General features: G+C 75.5%; 12 protein-coding genes. 6 read left to right on the forward strand and 6 right to left on the reverse strand.

What is annotated here, in order from left to right; all coding sequences use genetic code 11:
- Window positions 1-33: 33 nt before the first annotated feature.
- Complete coding sequence (locus tag ACIQUT_RS01070; RefSeq protein ID WP_403557898.1) at window positions 34-903, forward strand: LysR family transcriptional regulator; 870 nt, start codon at window positions 34-36, stop codon at window positions 901-903.
- Between the two features lie 5 nt (window positions 904-908).
- Window positions 909-2018 carry a hypothetical protein gene (locus ACIQUT_RS01075; RefSeq protein WP_403557899.1) on the forward strand — a complete coding sequence of 370 codons (1110 nt, stop codon included), beginning with the start codon at window positions 909-911 and terminating at the stop codon, window positions 2016-2018.
- A 111-nt stretch (window positions 2019-2129) separates the two neighbouring features.
- Here the strand turns inward: ACIQUT_RS01075 and treZ are convergent, their stop codons facing one another.
- The gene (gene treZ, locus ACIQUT_RS01080; RefSeq protein ID WP_403557901.1) at window positions 2130-3953 is read right to left on the reverse strand and encodes a malto-oligosyltrehalose trehalohydrolase; all 1824 of its coding nucleotides are present in this window, start codon (window positions 3951-3953) and stop codon (window positions 2130-2132) included.
- Between the two features lie 120 nt (window positions 3954-4073).
- Here treZ and ACIQUT_RS01085 point away from each other — a divergent pair, with 120 nt between their 5' ends.
- Complete coding sequence (locus tag ACIQUT_RS01085) at window positions 4074-4634, forward strand: DUF1707 and FHA domain-containing protein (RefSeq protein WP_403557903.1); 561 nt, start codon at window positions 4074-4076, stop codon at window positions 4632-4634.
- Between the two features lie 177 nt (window positions 4635-4811).
- Here the strand turns inward: ACIQUT_RS01085 and ACIQUT_RS01090 are convergent, their stop codons facing one another.
- Together ACIQUT_RS01090 and lpdA are read right to left on the reverse strand one after the other, a co-directional pair.
- Window positions 4812-6179 (reverse strand): M14 family zinc carboxypeptidase, encoded by a 1368-nt coding sequence (locus tag ACIQUT_RS01090; RefSeq protein ID WP_403557904.1) that lies wholly within the window; start codon window positions 6177-6179, stop codon window positions 4812-4814.
- A gap of 30 nt (window positions 6180-6209) precedes the next feature.
- A complete protein-coding gene (gene lpdA, locus ACIQUT_RS01095; protein WP_403557906.1) occupies window positions 6210-7676 on the reverse strand; it encodes a dihydrolipoyl dehydrogenase in 1467 nt (488 codons plus the stop codon).
- Window positions 7677-7761: 85 nt separating this feature from the next.
- Between lpdA and ACIQUT_RS01100 the strand changes: the two genes are divergently transcribed.
- Window positions 7762-8742, forward strand: coding sequence for a LysR family transcriptional regulator (locus tag ACIQUT_RS01100; RefSeq protein ID WP_403557908.1), 981 nt, complete (start codon window positions 7762-7764; stop codon window positions 8740-8742).
- Here the strand turns inward: ACIQUT_RS01100 and treY are convergent.
- Complete coding sequence (gene treY / locus ACIQUT_RS01105; protein WP_403557910.1) at window positions 8707-11043, reverse strand: malto-oligosyltrehalose synthase; 2337 nt, start codon at window positions 11041-11043, stop codon at window positions 8707-8709. The genes ACIQUT_RS01100 and treY overlap by 36 nt on opposite strands.
- Before the next feature lie 105 nt (window positions 11044-11148).
- A complete protein-coding gene (glgX, locus tag ACIQUT_RS01110) occupies window positions 11149-13263 on the reverse strand; it encodes a glycogen debranching protein GlgX (protein ID WP_403559246.1) in 2115 nt (704 codons plus the stop codon).
- Between the two features lie 311 nt (window positions 13264-13574).
- On the opposite strand from glgX, the gene ACIQUT_RS01115 reads away from it, so the two are divergent.
- Together ACIQUT_RS01115 and ACIQUT_RS01120 are read left to right on the forward strand one after the other, a co-directional pair.
- Window positions 13575-14912, forward strand: a complete 1338-nt coding sequence (locus tag ACIQUT_RS01115) for an SAV2148 family HEPN domain-containing protein (protein WP_403557912.1) — start codon at window positions 13575-13577, stop codon at window positions 14910-14912.
- A gap of 164 nt (window positions 14913-15076) precedes the next feature.
- On the forward strand, window positions 15077-15790 hold the full coding sequence (locus ACIQUT_RS01120) for a 3'-5' exonuclease (RefSeq protein ID WP_403557914.1): 714 nt from the start codon (window positions 15077-15079) through the stop codon (window positions 15788-15790).
- Here the strand turns inward: ACIQUT_RS01120 and ACIQUT_RS01125 are convergent.
- A complete protein-coding gene (locus ACIQUT_RS01125; RefSeq protein WP_403557916.1) occupies window positions 15771-16409 on the reverse strand; it encodes a hypothetical protein in 639 nt (212 codons plus the stop codon). The two genes, ACIQUT_RS01120 and ACIQUT_RS01125, sit on opposite strands and share 20 nt — an antisense overlap.
- Window positions 16410-16412: the final 3 nt, after the last annotated feature.

The raw sequence follows: 16412 nt of genomic DNA on the forward strand, positions 1-16412 counted from the left end.
TTCCTGCATGATCGATAAGCGAAGCTGATGGCCATGGATCCGCACCTCCTGCGCACCTTCGTCACCGTGGCCCGGCTGTCCTCGTTCTCCGCCGCCGCCCGCGAGCTCGGCTACACCCAGTCCGCCGTCTCCCAGCACATCGCCGCCCTGGAAGGCGATCTCCGCACCGGGCTGCTCACCCGCCGCCCCGTCGCCCCCACCCCCGCCGGGCAGCGCCTGCTGGAGCACGCCGCACCGCTGCTGCTGCGGCTCGACGCCGCCCGCGCCGACGTGCTCCGGCTGGCCGCGGCCCCGCCCGGACGGGTCACCCTCGCCGCGTCGCCGCTCGCCGTCGGGCCGCGGCTGCTCGCCGCCCTGCCGGCCACCGGGGTCGAGCTGCGGGTCGTACCGCCCGGCGAGGTGCCGGCCGCCGTCGCCACCGGCGGCTGCGACCTCGGGCTCGCCGACGGCCTCGCCGCCGCCAGCGACCCGCTCCGCCTGCCCGACGTGGCCCCGCTGACCGTCACCGGCATCGGCGAGGAGCAGCTCGCCGTCCTCCTTCCCGCCGGCCATCCCTTCGCCGGCCGGGCCGCCCTCCGCCTGGACGACCTCGCCGACGCCCGCTGGCTCGACGCCCCGCACGCCGGCCTCACACCGCCCGCCGCCGTCCGCACCGCCCCTGCCCTGCGCTACGACGGCACCGACCTGCACGCCCTGTGCGCCCTGGCCGCCGCCGGGCACGGCCTGGTCCTGCTGCCCCGCCGGGTGGCCGAGGCCGCCGCGGCAGGGGTGGCCGTACCCCTGTCCGACGCCCGCCTGGTCCACCGTACGGAGCTCCTCACTCCCCGTACCCCCACGCCCGCGGCCGCCGCCCTGTCCGCCCGGCTCGCTGCCCTGTCCGCCCGGCTCGCTGCCCTACGCTGACCCGTGTGAGCGGAATAGACGTGGTCAACGGCGCGGTCGGCGCCGTCTTCGGGCTCGTCCTCGGGAGCCTGTTCCAGCAGCCGATCGAGGACGCCTGGCACCGGTTCAGACGGCGATCGGCCGGCAGGGTACGGAGTCTGACGTTCCGCCACGATGACGGCGGGGCCGCCGCCTGGTCGACGTTCGCCCTCGGCCCGCTGCGCACCTCCACCCTGATCGTGGAGGGCGACGGCCGGCACCCCATCGCCCCGTCCGCCGTCCACGTCCAGGTCCTCGACCAGGAGGCCGTCCTGCCCGAGGAGATGGCCCCCTGGCGCGACGAGATCGAGGAGCAGGAGAGCGCCCGGGACGGCGGCGGCGCCTGGAACGGCCCCCGCTACGCCGTCGACGAGGTGTCCGTCTCCCGCAGCCCCCTGGAGGAGCAGCCGGAGGTCCGGCTGCGGCTGCGCCCCACCGACTACTTCACCTTCCTGGCCGCCCAGCAGCTCGACCGCAGGCTGCCCGACGGCACCACGCCGCGCGGCCGCTACCTGGACCCCGGCGACCCCCTCACCGCACCCGCCTTCCTGCAGTGCAGCTTCGGCGTCAACGTCGCCGTGGTCACCGCCGACCACCTCCTGGCCGTCACCCGCCGCGCCGACAGCGTCCGCACCGGCACCGGCCTGTGGAACTCCTCGGTGAACGAAGGGCTTTCGCGGCACCTCGACTCCGCCGGACGCAACGCCCCCGACCTGCACGAGGTGGCGCGCCGCGGCATGCGCGAGGAACTCTCCCTGGAACCCCACGAGTACACCCTGAGCCTGCTCGCCTTCGTGCTCGACGTGGAACGGCGGCAGTGGAGCGCCCACTTCCACGCCCGGCTGGGCGAGTTGACCGGGGCGGGCCTGCAGGAGCGGATGTCCCGCGGGGTCGCCGACCGGTGGGAGCACCAGAGCGTCGACCTGGTCCCGTTCCGCCCCGCCGACGTCGTCGGGTACATGCTCCGCCCGGACCGCATCCACCACTGGACGTCCACCGCCCCCGCCCTGTTCCACCTCGCCCTGGTCCACGCGTACGGGCGGGGCCCGGTGGAGCGGGCGGAGGACCGGGCCGTACGCCGCCTCGGCACGCACTGAGGCCTGGGCCGTACGCCGGCCAGGGCGCACTGAGGCCCCGGGCGGTACGCCGGCCAGGGCGCGCGCCGGAGGCCCGGGCCGCCGGAAGGCCGGGTCATCCTGCGGCGCCGGTCACGGCGCCAGCAGGACGGCCGACTCCGCCGGGACGTGGACACGGCCCTCCGGATCCGGGTGGCCGACCGGATCCCAGGAGGCCAGCACCCGGACCCCGTTGCGGCCCAGGGCGATCACCGCCGGCTCGGCGGCGAGGTTCACCGCCACCCGTACGTCGCCGCGCCGGAAGGTGATCCAGCGCCGCTCCTCGTCGTACGCCACGCGCACCGCCCCCAGGTCCGGGTCGCGCAGGTCCGGGTGGCTGCGGCGCAGCCCGACCAGGGTCCGGTACCAGGCCAGCAGCCGCGCGTGCGGGTCGCGCTCCGGCTCCGCCCAGTCCAGGCAGGACCGGTCCCGGGTCGCCGGGTCCTGCGGGTCCGGGACGTCCCCGGCCCGCCAGCCGTGGGCCGCGAACTCCCGGCGCCGCCCGGTGCGGACGGCCTCGGCGAGCTCCGGGTCCGGGTGGTCGGTGAAGTACTGCCACGGGGTGCCGGCGCCCCACTCCTCGCCCATGAACAGCATCGGCACGAACGGCCCGGCCAGCACCAGCGCCGCCGCACACGCCAGCAGCCCCGGGGAGAGGGAGCCGGCGAGCCGGTCGCCCTGCGCCCGGTTGCCGATCTGGTCGTGGGTCTGGCTGTAGCCGAGGAAGCGGTGCGCGGGGGTCCGGCGGCGGTCCACCGGCCGGCCGTGGGTGCGGCCGCGGAACGCCGACCAGGTCCCGTCGTGGAAGAAGGCCCGGGTCAGGGTCTTCGCCACGGCGGCCAGCGGCGCCTCGGCGAAGTCGGCGTAGTACGCCTGCGACTCGCCGGTCAGCGCGCAGTGCAGGGCGTGGTGGAAGTCGTCGTTCCACTGGGCGTGCAGGCCCTGCCCGCCCTCGGCGCGCGGGGTGGTGGTCCGCGGGTCGCACCGGTCGGACTCGGCGATCAGGAACAGCGGCCGGCCGGTCTCGGCGGCGAGCGAGTCCACCGCCGCCGCCAGTTCCTCCAGGAACGTCAGCGCCCGCCCGTCGGCCAGCGCGTGCACCGCATCCAGGCGGAGCCCGTCGATCCCGTAGTCGCGCAGCCAGGCGAGGGCGCTGCCGGTGAAGTACGCGCGGACCTCGTCCGAGCCGGGCGCGTCCAGGTTGACCGCCGCACCCCAGGGCGTGTGGTGGGTGTCCGTGAAGTACGGGCCGAAGGCCGTCAGATGGTTCCCGGACGGCCCCAGGTGGTTGTGGACCACGTCCAGCACCACCCCGAGGCCGGCCGCGTGCGCCGCGTCCACGAACCGGGCGAGCCCGGCCGGTCCGCCGTACGGCTCGTGCACCGCCCACGGCGCGACCCCGTCGTACCCCCAGCCGTGCCGGCCGGGGAAGGGGCAGACCGGCATCAGCTCGACGTGCGTGACACCGAGCGAGACGAGGTGGCCGAGGCGGGCGGCGGCCGCGTCGAAGGTGCCCTCGGGGGTGAAGGTGCCGATGTGCAGCTCGTACAGGACCGCGTCCTGCAGCCGCACCCCGGGTGACGGCGCCTGCGGGGCGAGGGACGCGACGTCCACGACGGCCGACGGCCCGTCCGGCCCGTCGGGCAGCCGGCGGCCGCGCGGATCGGGCCGTACGGCCGGGTCGCCGCCCAGCAGGAACCCGTACCGGTCCCCGTCGGCGGCCGGGACGTCGACGACCCACCAGCCGTCCCGCCCCGGATCGCGCACCATGTCGTACGCGGTCCAGCCCACGGCCTCTCCCGCGGTCCCGGATGCGGCTTGGGCTCCGGCTTGGGCTGTGGCTGTGGCTTGGGCTGCGGCGGGCGCGAGCCGCAGGGCGACCCGGTCTGTCAGCGGTGCCCACACCTCGAACTGCACGGGCGGCTCCCTCGTCTGCGGCGGTACCGGAACGTGAGCTTTGCCATGTGTCGTACCCATCATCACCGGTGGCCGGAGCAGTTCTGGACACTCCGGCCCTGACGGGCCGACAATCACCCTGTGACGTCGAGTTTCGAGTTCTCCGCCTATCCCGCGCCGCGCCTCTCCGACGCGGAGCGCGACCTCGCCCTGGGCAAGCTCCGCGAAGGAGCCGCCCTCGGCAAGCTGTCCCACGACACCTTCCTGCGCCGGATGGAGCTCGCCCTCGTCGCCCGCCGCTCCGAGGAACTCGCCGTCCTCGTCGCCGACCTCGACGGCCGGGACAAGGAAGCCGCCTGGACCCGCCGCCTGTTCGGCTGGGTCGGCCGGGTCTCCGCCGTGTCCGCCGGGGTCCGGCGCGCCTGGAGCGCGGAGCGCCTGCCGAAGCTGCTGCTGCCGCACCCGGGCGCGCAGCCCCTGCGGATCGGCCGCGACCCCGGCAACGGGCTCCGCCTCACCGACGAGACCGTCTCCCGGGTGCACGCCGAACTCGGCATGCACGACGGGATGTGGGTCCTGACCGACCTCGGCTCCTCGAACGGCACCACCGTCAACGGCCGCAGGGTGACCGGCTCCATCGTGGTCCGCGACGGCGACCAGGTCGGCTTCGGCCGGATGTCCTTCCGCCTGGCGACGGGCTAGGACGGCCCCCTCGGCCAGGACGGCCCCCTCGGCCCCCGCCGCCGGCCGGCCCGGGCGTCCTCCCGGTGCCACGGCCACAGCACCGGGTACGCGAGGGTGGCCGGGGGCACGCCGGCGGCCACCGCGCACACGATCCACCCGGGGACGCGGGGGCCACTACCCCCGTGTCCGCGGACGCTACGGGCCGGCGGAGCCGGCGGAGTCGGCGGCGGTGAGGCGCTCGTAGGCGGCGAGCACGGTACGGGTCTGGTGCTCGACCTGGTCGGCGACCGGGACCCGGCGGGCGTGGAACCGGGCCTCGAACTCCGCGCACCAGCCGGAGACGAGCCGGTCCAGCCCGGCCGCGGCCGGGTGGCCCTGGACGTGCAGCACCCGCAGCAGCATCGCGGCGGCGCGCAGGGACAGCCGCCGCCCGAAGGCGTCGATGCTGCCGATGCGGGCCGTCGAGGCCTCGGCGGGGGCTCCGGCGCCCGTCCACTCGGCGGTGATCCCGGGGATCAGGCCGAGCGTCCAGTCGACGGCGCGCAGCAGGGAGGCGGCACCCGGGTCCGCGCCCGGCACCGCGTCCGCCGCCCGGTCCCGGACCGCGGAGACGAGGGAGGCGTCCTCGGCGAGCCGGCCGGCCAGGAACCGCAGGGCGCCGCGCGGGTCGGGGTGCGGGGCAGGGTCGTCCACCAGGTCGGAGGCCCACATCGGAACCTCCACGATGGCGGTGGTGCCGGCGTAGCGGTGGGTGCGGTACCAGGTGCTGAGCCGGGTGTCCTCCGGGTGGAACGCCCCGGCGGCGTCGTGTCCCGGCGGGGGCATGACGAAGATCCCGGGCCCGGGGGAGGGCCAGCCGACCGCGTCCGAGGCCCCGGTCTCCACGGGGATGCGCAGCTCGGCGGCGGACTTGGCGAAGGGCTCGGCGAGGCCGGGTATGTCCCGGGTGAGCTGGACCCAGGAGCCGCCGAGGTCGGTGCCGTGCAGGGAGACCTGGAGCACCGGCCGCAGCTCGTCGATGAGGGCGGTCAGCGCCAGCGTTTCGGGCGGCAGCCGGTCCGGGGGCAGTAAGGACGGCGCCCACTCGGGCTGTTCGGGGCCGGGCGGCCGGTAGAAGTTCCGGTGGTAGTCGAGCAGGGAGTCCGGCCGCGGCGTGCGGTGCAGGGCGGCGCCGTCGGGGTCGGCGCACAGGAGGAAGTGCCAGTCTCCGCCGGTGTGCGGGGCGGGGCCGCGGGCGAGGCGGCGGGCCAGGGCGAGGGCGGTGGCGCCGCCGACGGGCTCGTTGGCGTGTGCGCCGGCGACGACGAGCACACAGCGCTCCCGCGGCCCGCCGCCGACGCCCTGCCGGCCAGCGGCCTGCCGGTCCGACGCGGTCCCGTCCGCGACGGTCCTGCCCGCGGTGGTCCCGGCCGTGGCCACGGACAGGAGCCAGAGGGGTTCCCCGGCCCGGGAGCGGCCGGCCTGGCGCAGCCGGACCCGGCGGGGGTGTTCGTCCGCCAGTGCGCGGGCGGCCAGCGCGAGTTCGCGCGGTGTGGGGTAGCGCATGTCACGGAGGTGGGTCACGTCTGATGCAATGCCCGCCGCACACGCCCCCTACTGCTCCGCGCGCCCCACACTTCCCGAGATGCCCTGGCCAAAGCCTCGGCCGCCGGGTGACTGCTGCTGGTGCAGGGCGCGGCCGGCCAGGGTCAGGAACACCTCGCCCACCGCCTCCGACAGCGTCGGGTGCGCGTGGACGTGGCGGGCCACGTCGGACGGCTCCGCGTCCCAGCCCACGATCAGCTGGCTCTCCGCGATCATCTCCGACACGTGCGGCCCCACCAGGTGCACGCCCAGCACCCGACCGCCCCGCTCCGCGACCACCTTCACCGTCCCGCCCTGCCCGTGCACCATCCCCTTGGCGATGGCCGTCAGCGGCATGGAGCCCACCACCACGTCGTACGCCAGGTCGCGGGCCTGGGCCTCCGTCAGCCCCACGGCGGCCGTCTGCGGCGACGAGTACGTCACCCTGGGCACCGCCGCGTAGTCCACGGGCGGGCTCGGCACCCCCGCCAGGGTCTCCGCCACCAGGAGCGCCTCCGCGAACGAGGCGTGCGCCAGCCCGGGCGAGGGCGGCGGCAGCAGGTCTCCGACCACGTGGATCCCCGGCACCGCGGTCTCCAGCCGGGACCAGTCGGCGGGCGCCACGAAACCCCGCCCGTCCGCGGCCAGTCCCGCCGCCGCCAGGTCCAGCCCGTCGGTCACCGGAACCCGCCCCACCGCGACCAGCAGCCGCTCCGCCGACACCTCCTCGACGTCCCCGCGCGGACCGCGTACGGCGCCCCGCACGCCCCCGCCCGCGAGCCGCTCGGCCCCCTCCAGCCGTGCCCCGGTCCGTACGTCGATGCCGCGCCCCCGCAGCCCCCGCGCCAGATGCCGGGACACGTCCGCGTCCTCCAGCGGAACGAGCCGGTCCGCGGCCTCCACCAGCGTCACCTGCGCCCCCATCGACCGGTGGAACGAGGCGTACTCCACGCCGATCGCACCGCCGCCCAGCACCAGCACGGACCCCGGCAGCCCCGGTGCGAACAGCGCGTCGTCGCTGGTGACGACCGTGTGCCCGTCGGGCTCCAGCCCCGGCAGGACGCGCGGCCGCGACCCGGTGGCCAGCACGATGCCGCGCGCCGCCGTGAACTCCCGCCCGTCCGACGTCCGTACGGAACGCGGGCCCGTCAGCCGGGCCGAGCCGTGCACCAGCCGCACCCCGGCCTGCCGCAGGTGCCCCTCCACCCCGCGGTGGTTGCGGGCGACGATGTCGTCCCGGGTGGCGGTCAGGGCACGCCAGTCCACCCCGTCCACCGTCGCCCGCACCCCCCAGCGCTCACGGGCCTCGGCCGCCCCGTCGACCAGCTCGGCCGCGTGCAGCATGGCCTTGCTCGGTATGCACCCGCGGTGCAGGCAGGTCCCCCCGACCTTGTCGCGCTCCACGAGGACGACGTCCAGGCCCAGGGCCGCGGCGCGCAGGGCGGTGCCGTACCCGCCGGTGCCGCCGCCGATCACGATCACATCTGCGGTGTTCATGCCCTCAACCCTGCGGCCGGGCCCGGCCCGCGGTCCAAGGCAATGATCTACTCGGTCCCATGCAGGATGTTTATGCTTCGCGTCCATGAGCCTGCGTCAGATGGAGTACTTCCTCGCCGTCGTGGAGGAGTCCTCCTTCACCCGCGCCGCCGACGCCCTGCACGTCACCCAGCCCGCCCTCTCCCACCAGATCAAGGCCCTGGAGCGGTCGGTCGGCGGCGCGCTGCTGGAACGCATGCCGCGCGGGGTCCGCCTCACCGCCATGGGCCGCGCGTTCCTGCCGCACGCCCAGCTCTCCGTCCGCAGCGCCCGCCAGGCGCGGCGCGCCGCCCGCGCCGCCGCCGGGGCCGTCGGCGGCGAACTGCACATCGCCACCGTCCACTCCGTCGCCGTCGGCCTGCTCCCGGCCGTCGCCGTCCGCTGGCGCCGCCGCCACCCCGGCGTCCAGCTCGTCCTGCGCGAGTACGGGTCCACCGAAACCCTGGAGGAACAGCTGGACCGCGGCGTCGCCGACCTCGCCGTGGGCCCCGAGCCCAAGGAGTGGACCGGCCCCGTCCTCCCGGCCGGCCGGGAGGAGCTGGTGCTCGTCGTCCCCTTCGACGACCCGCTGGCCGGCCGCGGCTCCGTACGCCTGGCCGAACTCGCCGATCGCGATTGGATCCGCTGCGCGATGGAACCCACCGTGCACGGCGAGCCGTTCCTCGACTGGGCGTGCGGCAAGGTCGGCTTCACCCCGCGCACCGTGCTGCGCACCGAGCACACCTCCACGGCCGTCCGCATGGCCGCCGCCGGCACCGGGATCGTCATGGCCCCCGCCCACACGGCCCGGGGCGCCCTCGGCGAGGACTGCGCGCTGCTGTCCTTCGACCCGCCGTGGCACCGGCCCCTGGCCGTGTTCTCCCGCGTCCCGCTGACGGGCGCCGCGGAGGCCTTCGCCGGGCTACTCGCCGTCCCGCCCCGGACGACCGCTCCCACCGCTCCCGTCCCCGCCGCCGCTCCGGCCGTCCCCGCTTCCGCTGCCGCCCCCGCTTCAGCCGTCCCCGCCCCCGTCGGCCCCGTCCCGTAGCAGGACCGCCACCGGCCGGGCCGCCAGCAGCTCCGCCAGCCGCACCCCGCCCTCGTACGGGGCCGCCGGGGGCGCCGCTCCGGGCGCGGGCGGCAGGACGGGCCGCCACCGTCCCGGCGGCAGCGGCAGGACGGTGTCCCGCCAGCCCCCGGCCCGGGCCAGCCGGAGCGAGAGCCGGGTCGCCACCGCGACCAGGCCGCCCGGGCGGGCGAAGGCCAGGCAGCGCCGGGCTGCCGGGCCGCGGGCGGCCAGCGCCGCGTACCCGGTGAACAGCCGCGGCCGGTCCCGCCGCAGCCGCAGCAGGGCGGCCGTCAGCAGGAGCTTCTCCTCCGCCACCCCCTCGGGCGCCGCCCCCGCGTCCAGCCGGGCCAGCGCCTCCCGGGGGAACCGGGCCGGGCGCCGGTTGTCCGGGTCCACCAGTGCCCGGTACTCCGTCTCCGCCCCCTGGTAGACCTCCGGGACGCCGGGCATCGCCAGGTGCAGCAGCGCCATCCCCAGCAGGTTGGCGCGGGCCGCCTCCGCGAGGGCCTGCGGCAGCTCCGCGCCCTCCGTCCCGGCCGGGACGTACCGGGCGACGGAGGCCTCGTACGCCGCGTCCTGCTCGGTCCAGCCGGTGCGCAGGGCGGCCTCGCGCACCGCCTTGAGCAGCGCCCCCGCGAGCCGTTCCGCGCGGTCCGGGACCTCGCCGAGGCCGTACGCCGTCTGCCGCGCCACCCAGGCCAGCTGCGGGTCGTCCCCCGGGGCGTCCGCACCGGGGCCGGGCGCGTCCATCAGCTCCGGCGCCTGCGACAGGGCCGCGATCCGCGCCCGGACGTCCGAACTCCGCTTGGTGTCGTGCGTGGACAGCACCGTCCCCGAGCCCGGCCAGTCCCGTTCGAGCCCGGCGCAGTACGCGTGGAACCCGTCCGGCTCCACCGCCGGCCGCCCCGGATCCCCGCCGACCTCCGTGGCCGACAGCAGCGGCGCGTACCGGTAGAAGGCCCGGTCCTCCAGCGCCTTGGCCCGCAGCGCGGCCGAGGTCTGCGCGAAGCGCGCCGCGAACGCCGGATCCTCCCGCACGAGCTCCCGTACGCCGGCCACCGCCGCCGCACCGGCCCGCCGGGCGGCCTCCGCCAGCGCCCCCGGATCCAGCCCCCCGCCCCCGGGGTACGGCCGGTAGACGGGGTAGGCGATCAGCACCTCCCGCACCGCCGGCGCCGCCTCCGGCCCCGCGGCCCGCTCCAGCGCCCCCAGCTCGGCGGCCAGATCGCCGGTCAGCACCTCCCGCGTGCAGGCCCGGGCCGTGTCCTCCCAGCCCGGCAGGCCCGTGGACTCCCGGTAGCGGCGGTCCAGTGCGGCCGCGCCGGCCGGGTCGGTGAACACCCCGTCCACCTGCCGCAGCGCGTCGTACCCGGTGGTCCCCGCCACCGGCCAGCCGGCCGGCAGCCGCTCCCGCCCGGCCAGGATCTTCTCCACGACCACCCAGCAGCCGTCCCCCACGGCCGTGCGCAGCCGCCGCAGGTACGCCCCGGGGTCCGCGAGGCCGTCCACGTGGTCGATCCGCAGCCCGGCGGCCACGCCGTCGCGCACCAGCTCCAGCAGCTTCGCGTGCGTCGCCGCGAACACCGCCGGGTCCTCCACCCGGACCCCGATGAGCTGCGAGATGGTGAAGAAGCGGCGGTAGTTGAGCCCGGTGCGGGCCTCCCGCCAGCAGGCAGGCCGGTACCACTGGGCGGCCAGCAGCTCCGGTAGCGGCAGCCCGGCCGTCCCGGCGCGCAGCGGGAACTCCCAGGAGCCGCCGACCCGCAGCAGGCCTTCGCCTACCGTGCAGGCGGCCGGGTCGAGCGGCTCGCCGAGCACCGGCAGCAGCACCTGCCCGCCGCCCGCCTCCCAGTCGATGTCGAACCAGCGGGCGTACGGGGACTGCGGCCCCTCCCGCAGGACCTCCCACAGGGGCCGGTTCAGGCGCAGCGGCGAGGGCACCGCCATGTGGTTGGGCACGATGTCCAGCACGAGGCCCAGCCCGTGCTCCCGGGCGGCGGCGGCCAGCCCGCGCAGCCCGCGCTCCCCGCCGAGTTCCTCCCGCACCCGGGAGTGGTCGGTGACGTCGTACCCGTGGGCCGACCCGGGCACCGCCTCCAGGACGGGGGACAGGTGCAGGTGGGAGACCCCGAGCGAGGCGAGGTACGGAACGGTCTTCTCGGCGGCGGCGAACGGGAATTCCGGGCACAGCTGGAGGCGATACGTCGACGAAGGGGTCGCCCCGGTGGCGGCGGTCGGAATGTCAGATTCTGCTGTGAGGTGAGTATGACGCCGGCTCATGAGAACGTACGTACCCGCCCCGCCGGATTCCGTGCCATGAACCGGTGCATTCGGGTGACTGCACCGGGTTGGCTGTACGCGGCCAGCTCCGGCGGCTCGCCGCCGTCACTCCGGCCGCTGGAGGACCGCCAGCGAGCGTCCCGTCAGCGTCACGCGGTCCCCGGCCGCGTACTGCGGCCCGGTGCCGGGCGGCGGCACCTCCGGCCGGGCCGTGTCCACCACCAGCCGCCACTGCGCCCCGTGCCCGGCCGGCACCGTGAACTCCTGGGACTCCGCACCCGCGTTGAACATCAGCAGGAACGAGTCGTCGGTGATCCGCTCCCCGCGGGCCCCCGGCTCGGAGATGGCCTCCCCGTTCAGGAACACCGTCAGCGCCCGCGCGTGCTGCGCCTGCCAGTCGCGGGCCCGCATCGGCTCCCCGTACGGGGTGAACCAGGCGATGTCCGACAGCTCGTCGTGGGTGCCCTCGACCGGCCGCCCGTGGAAGAAGCGGCGCCGCCGGAAGACCGGGTGGTCCCGGCGCAGCCACACCATCCGGCGGGTGAACTCCAGCAGCGAGGGCGCCGGCTTGCCGGGCTCCGGCCACTCCACCCACGCCAGCTCGTTGTCCTGGCAGTAGGCGTTGTTGTTGCCGTCCTGGCTGCGGGCGAACTCGTCGCCGTGGCTGAGCATCGGCACGCCCTGCGACAGCATCAGGGTGGCCGCGAAGTTGCGCATCTGCCGCTCGCGCAGCTGGAGGACCTCCTGGTCCTCGGTCGTCCCCTCCACCCCGCAGTTCCAGGACCGGTTGTGGGGTTCGCCGTCCCGATTGCCCTCCCGGTTCGCCTCGTTGTGCTTCTCGTCGTACGAGACGAGGTCCCGCAGCGTGAAACCGTCGTGGCAGGTGTGGAAGTTGATGGAGGCGAGGGGGCGCCGGCCGTCGTCCTGGTAGAGGTCCGAGGAGCCGGTCAGCCGGCTCGCGAAGTCGGCGAGGGTCCGGGGCTGCCCGCGCCACAGGTCCCGCACGGTGTCGCGGTACTTGCCGTTCCACTCGGTCCACAGCGGCGGGAAGTTCCCCACCTGGTAGCCGCCCTCGCCCAGGTCCCAGGGCTCCGCGATCAGCTTCACCTGGCTGACCACCGGGTCCTGCTGGACCAGGTCGAAGAACGACGACAGCCGGTCCACCTCGTGGAACTGCCGGGCCAGCGTGGCCGCCAGGTCGAAGCGGAACCCGTCCACGTGCATCTCGGTGACCCAGTAGCGCAGCGAGTCCATGATGAGCTGCAGGACGTGCGGGGAGCGCATGAGCAGCGAGTTCCCGGTCCCGGTGGTGTCCGTGTAGTGCCGCGGATCGTCCGCCAGCCGGTAGTACGAGGCGTTGTCGAGGCCCCGGAAGGACAGCGTCGGGCCCAGGTGGTTGCCCTCGGCGGTGTGGTTGTAGACCACGTCCAGGATCACCTCGATCCCGGCCTCGTGCAGGGCCCGGACCGCCGACTTGAACTCCAGCACCTGATGGCCGCGGTCGCCCGAGGCGTAGCCGTTGTGCGGGGCGAAGTAGCCGATCGTGTTGTAGCCCCAGTAGTTGGTCAGCCCGTCGTCGACCAGCCGGTGGTCGTGCACGTACTGGTGCACCGGCATCAGCTCCAGCGCGGTCACCCCGAGCTTCGTGAGGTGCCCGATGACCGCCGGGTGCGCGAGGGCCCCGTACGTGCCGCGCAGCTCCTCCGGGAGCTCGGGGTGGCGCATGGTCAGCCCTTTGACGTGGGCCTCGTACAGCACCGTCCGGTGGTACTCGTGGCGCGGCGGACGGTCGTCGGCCCAGTCGAAGTACGGGTTCACGACGACCGAACTCATCGTGCGGGGAGCCGAGTCGAGGTCGTTGCGGGAGTCGGGCCGGCCGAAGTGGTAGCCGTACACCTCCTCGCCCCAGTCGATGCTCCCGGCGATCGCGCGTGCGTACGGGTCGAGGAGCAGTTTGGCCGGATTGCAGCGCTGCCCGCGCTCCGGCTCGTACGGTCCGTGGACCCGGAACCCGTAGCGCTGGCCCGGCATCACGCCCGGCAGATAGGCGTGCCGGACGAAGGCGTCGGTCTCGCGCAGCTCGACGGCCGTCTCGGAGCCGTCCTCGTGGAGCAGGCACAGCTCGATGCGCCGGGCGGCCTCGGAGTAGACGGCGAAATTGGTGCCCGCGCCGTCGTAGGTGGCGCCGAGCGGATACGCGTGTCCCGGCCAGACCTGCATGGACAACGACTCTCTCCCGTCTTCCCCTCGGCGTGCGGGTGGCTGGTTCGCCGTCGGGGGCCGCCGATCCGTGCCATGGGCAGGATCTTCCCCGAAAGAGGGGCTGTACGCGGGGACTTGGGATACTCCTGCCGGGTGACCCGGTGTGCCGATATGCGGGTCAGCGGACTGTGTGCGCATCCGATAATGGGTCAACAGATCACCTGTGTACGGTCCATCGGGTCGCATCCGGCTGCACCGGGCGCCGACCTCGGAGTACCCTTCCGTGATCACTGGAGACGGGCGTCCAGAACGCAGAAGGCGGTGCACGGGTGAGCTCGGGAGGGCTGGAGCTTCCCCCTGGTGACGGCGGTCACGAGGGAGGCTCGGCGGACGCCCCAGGAGGCGCACCCGGCGGTGCGTCCGGCGGGGTGCCGGAAGGGGCCGGGGGCGGCGGCGGGGCCGGCGGAACCGGCGGGTCCGGCGGAGTGCCGGGCGGCGCGGTGACCCTCGCGTCACCCGAGGCCGGGGCGGTACGGGCCGGGGCCGAGCTGGACTGGGGCGCGGACGCCTGGAGCGAGGTGCGCACCCGGGCCCAGCGCGCGGGCCGTGCATACATCTGGCTGAATCTGATCGAACAGCGGCTGCGGTCGGTGGTCGGCGCGGTCCTGCGGCCGATCTACGAGCCCGTGCACGGCGAGGACGACTGGGTCGTCGTCGCCGCCGGGCCCGCCGGCCAGGAGTGGGTGCAGCGGGCCGTCGCGGTCCGCGAGGTCAGCCGCCGCAAGGGCTACCTGCTCGACCCCGCCGACGACAACGTCCTCAGCTTCCTGACCCTGCCCCAGCTGCGCGAGCTGATGGTCCAGCACTGGCCGTGCTTCGAGCCGTACTTCGACGACCGCCGCGAGATCGAGCTCGCCCTCGACGAGCTGGAGGTCACCCGAAACGTCGTCTCCCGCAACCGGGCGCTGTCCCGGGCCGTGCTGGAACAGGCCGAGCGCGCCTCCGCCCGGCTCCTGGAGGTGCTCGGCGGAGGCGCGGGCTCCCCGTCGGCGGACCGGCTCCCGATCGACGCCGTCGAGGACCTCGTCGGCGACCGGTACGCGGACGTGGTCTCCGTCCACCCCGACCGGGTCCGGCTGCAGCGGCAGCTCCCGGCCGAGGACCTCTTCGGCGGGGCGCGGCGGCTCGACGCCATCGGCATAGGGCTCAACCTCCTCGTCCAGAACTACTCCGGGCGAAGACTCGTCCGGCTCACCGAGGCCGGCTGCCGGGTCCGGCTGCTCTTCCTGAACCCGGCCAGCAGCGCCGTCAAGCGCCGCGAGCGGGAGCTCGGGCTGCGCAAGGGCGAGCTCAGCCGGTCGGTGGAGATGAACATCCTCCACGTCCGGCGGGTCCGGGCCGGGCTGCGGGACCCCTCCCGGTTCGAGATCCACGTCTTCGACGAGACCCCCCGCTTCACCGCCTACCTGGTGGAGGGCGAGAACTCCGGCATCGCGGTCGTGCAGTCGTACCTGCGCCGGGCGCGCGGCATGGAGGCCCCGGTCCTGGTCCTGCGGGGCGGCGGCGCGCGCGCCGCGGCGGCACCACGTGATACGGAACACGGACTTTTCCCCACGTACCGGGAGGAATTCGAGTCGATCTGGCAGGACTCCCGCCCGGTGTCGTGACTGTCAGTGCCCCGTGGCAGGCTGAAAGTCGGTGGCCGGTGAATGTGCACCGGCCGACGGCTGACGACTGACGAACGGTGCCGTGGCCGAGGACTGACGGCCGCGGACGTGACGGGGGAGGGGCGCGTGATGGGGAACCGGCACGCCGGAGCGGGGGTCACGCGATGAACTGGATCAGCGGGCCCTTGGTGGCCTTCGACCTGGAGACCACGGGGACGGACGTCGAGACCGACCGCATCGTCACCGCGGCGGTCGTCCGGCTGGAGCCGGACGGGGCCGTCTCGGCGGAGCGGACCTGGCTCCTCGACCCCGGGGTGGCGATACCCGAGCAGGCCTCCGCCATCCACGGCATCTCGACGGACCACGCCCGCGCGCACGGGGCCCCGGCCCCGTCCGGAGTCGAGGAGATCACCCGGGCCGTCGCCGCGGTCCTGCGGTCGGGGACGCCCCTGGTCGTGATGAACGCCCGCTACGACCTGTCCCTGCTGGACCGCGAGTGCCGGCGGTACGGGCTGGAGTCGATCGGGGAGCGCCTCGGCGACGAGCCCTCGCCGGTCATCGACCCGCTGGTGATCGACAAACACGTCGACCGGTACCGCAAGGGCAAGCGGGCCCTGCACGCGCTGTGCGCGCACTACGGCGTCCCGCTCGACGACGCGCACAACGCGCGGGCGGACGCGGTGGCCGCCGCCCGCGTGGTGCGCCGCATGGGCGAGCGGCACCGGCCCGTCGGGACGATGCCCCTGACCGACCTGCACGACCTCCAGGTCCGCGCGGCGGCCGCCCAGTCGGCCTCCCTGCAGGCCTACCTGCGCCGCACCGCGGACCCCACGGCAGTCGTCGAGCCCTCCTGGCCGGTCATCCCGCGAAGCCGGTGACCGGGACGTCGGCGCTGTACTCGATGTGCAGGTCGCGGTCGCGCGGGCCGCAGTACAGGCGTTGGCAGTAGTGGCTGTCCGGGAAGGCGGCCGCCTGGGCGGGGCCGTTGCGGGCGAGGTCGGCGAAGAGGCCGGAGGTCCTGCGGAAGGTACGGGCGCTGCCGGTCAGGAACAGGGTGTCGCCGTGCACGTGCTGGCGGAACACCTCCCGGTTCGCCCAGTCGTGGCGATCCATCCGCTCCGCGCGGTCCGCCCTCGCCTCCCGGAGGTCCACCGTGCGCGGGCGTCCCGGGCCGAGCCGGCCGCGGAGCTCCTTCCAGCGCGACGGGGCGAACTGCAGGGAGTGGTGCAGCAGGACCAGGTCCAGCGGCCGCCCGCCCGTGCCGCCGTCGGCCGCGGCGTTGGCGCGGATCGGGAGGTGCACCAGGGCGCGGGGCGAGGCCGCGGCGAGGGCCCACAGGCCGGCGGTGAGCTCCGCCGCCTCCCGGCCGAACCGGGCGTTCAGGAACCAGCCGGCGTCCAGCAGCAGGGCCCGGGCCGGCGTGCGGGCCGGGCGGAACACCGTGAACGTGTGCGGCCCCAGGCGGGCCTGGTGGCGGACGAGACGAAGCGTGTGCATACG

Source organism: Streptomyces sp. NPDC090445 (assembly GCF_044769385.1).
Taxonomy (GTDB): domain Bacteria; phylum Actinomycetota; class Actinomycetes; order Streptomycetales; family Streptomycetaceae; genus Streptomyces.

Bases quoted from the DNA above. Each gene is read 5' to 3' on its own strand.
- ACIQUT_RS01070 (WP_403557898.1), top strand. From the start codon at position 34: ATGGATCCGCACCTCCTGCGCACCTTCGTCACCGTGGCCCGGCTGTCC.
- lpdA (WP_403557906.1), bottom strand. From the start codon at position 7,676: ATGAACACCGCAGATGTGATCGTGATCGGCGGCGGCACCGGCGGGTAC.
- ACIQUT_RS01100 (WP_403557908.1), top strand. From the start codon at position 7,762: ATGAGCCTGCGTCAGATGGAGTACTTCCTCGCCGTCGTGGAGGAGTCC.
- treY (WP_403557910.1), bottom strand. From the start codon at position 11,043: ATGAGCCGGCGTCATACTCACCTCACAGCAGAATCTGACATTCCGACC.
- glgX (WP_403559246.1), bottom strand. From the start codon at position 13,263: ATGCAGGTCTGGCCGGGACACGCGTATCCGCTCGGCGCCACCTACGAC.
- ACIQUT_RS01120 (WP_403557914.1), top strand. From the start codon at position 15,077: ATGAACTGGATCAGCGGGCCCTTGGTGGCCTTCGACCTGGAGACCACG.
- ACIQUT_RS01125 (WP_403557916.1), bottom strand. From the start codon at position 16,409: ATGCACACGCTTCGTCTCGTCCGCCACCAGGCCCGCCTGGGGCCGCAC.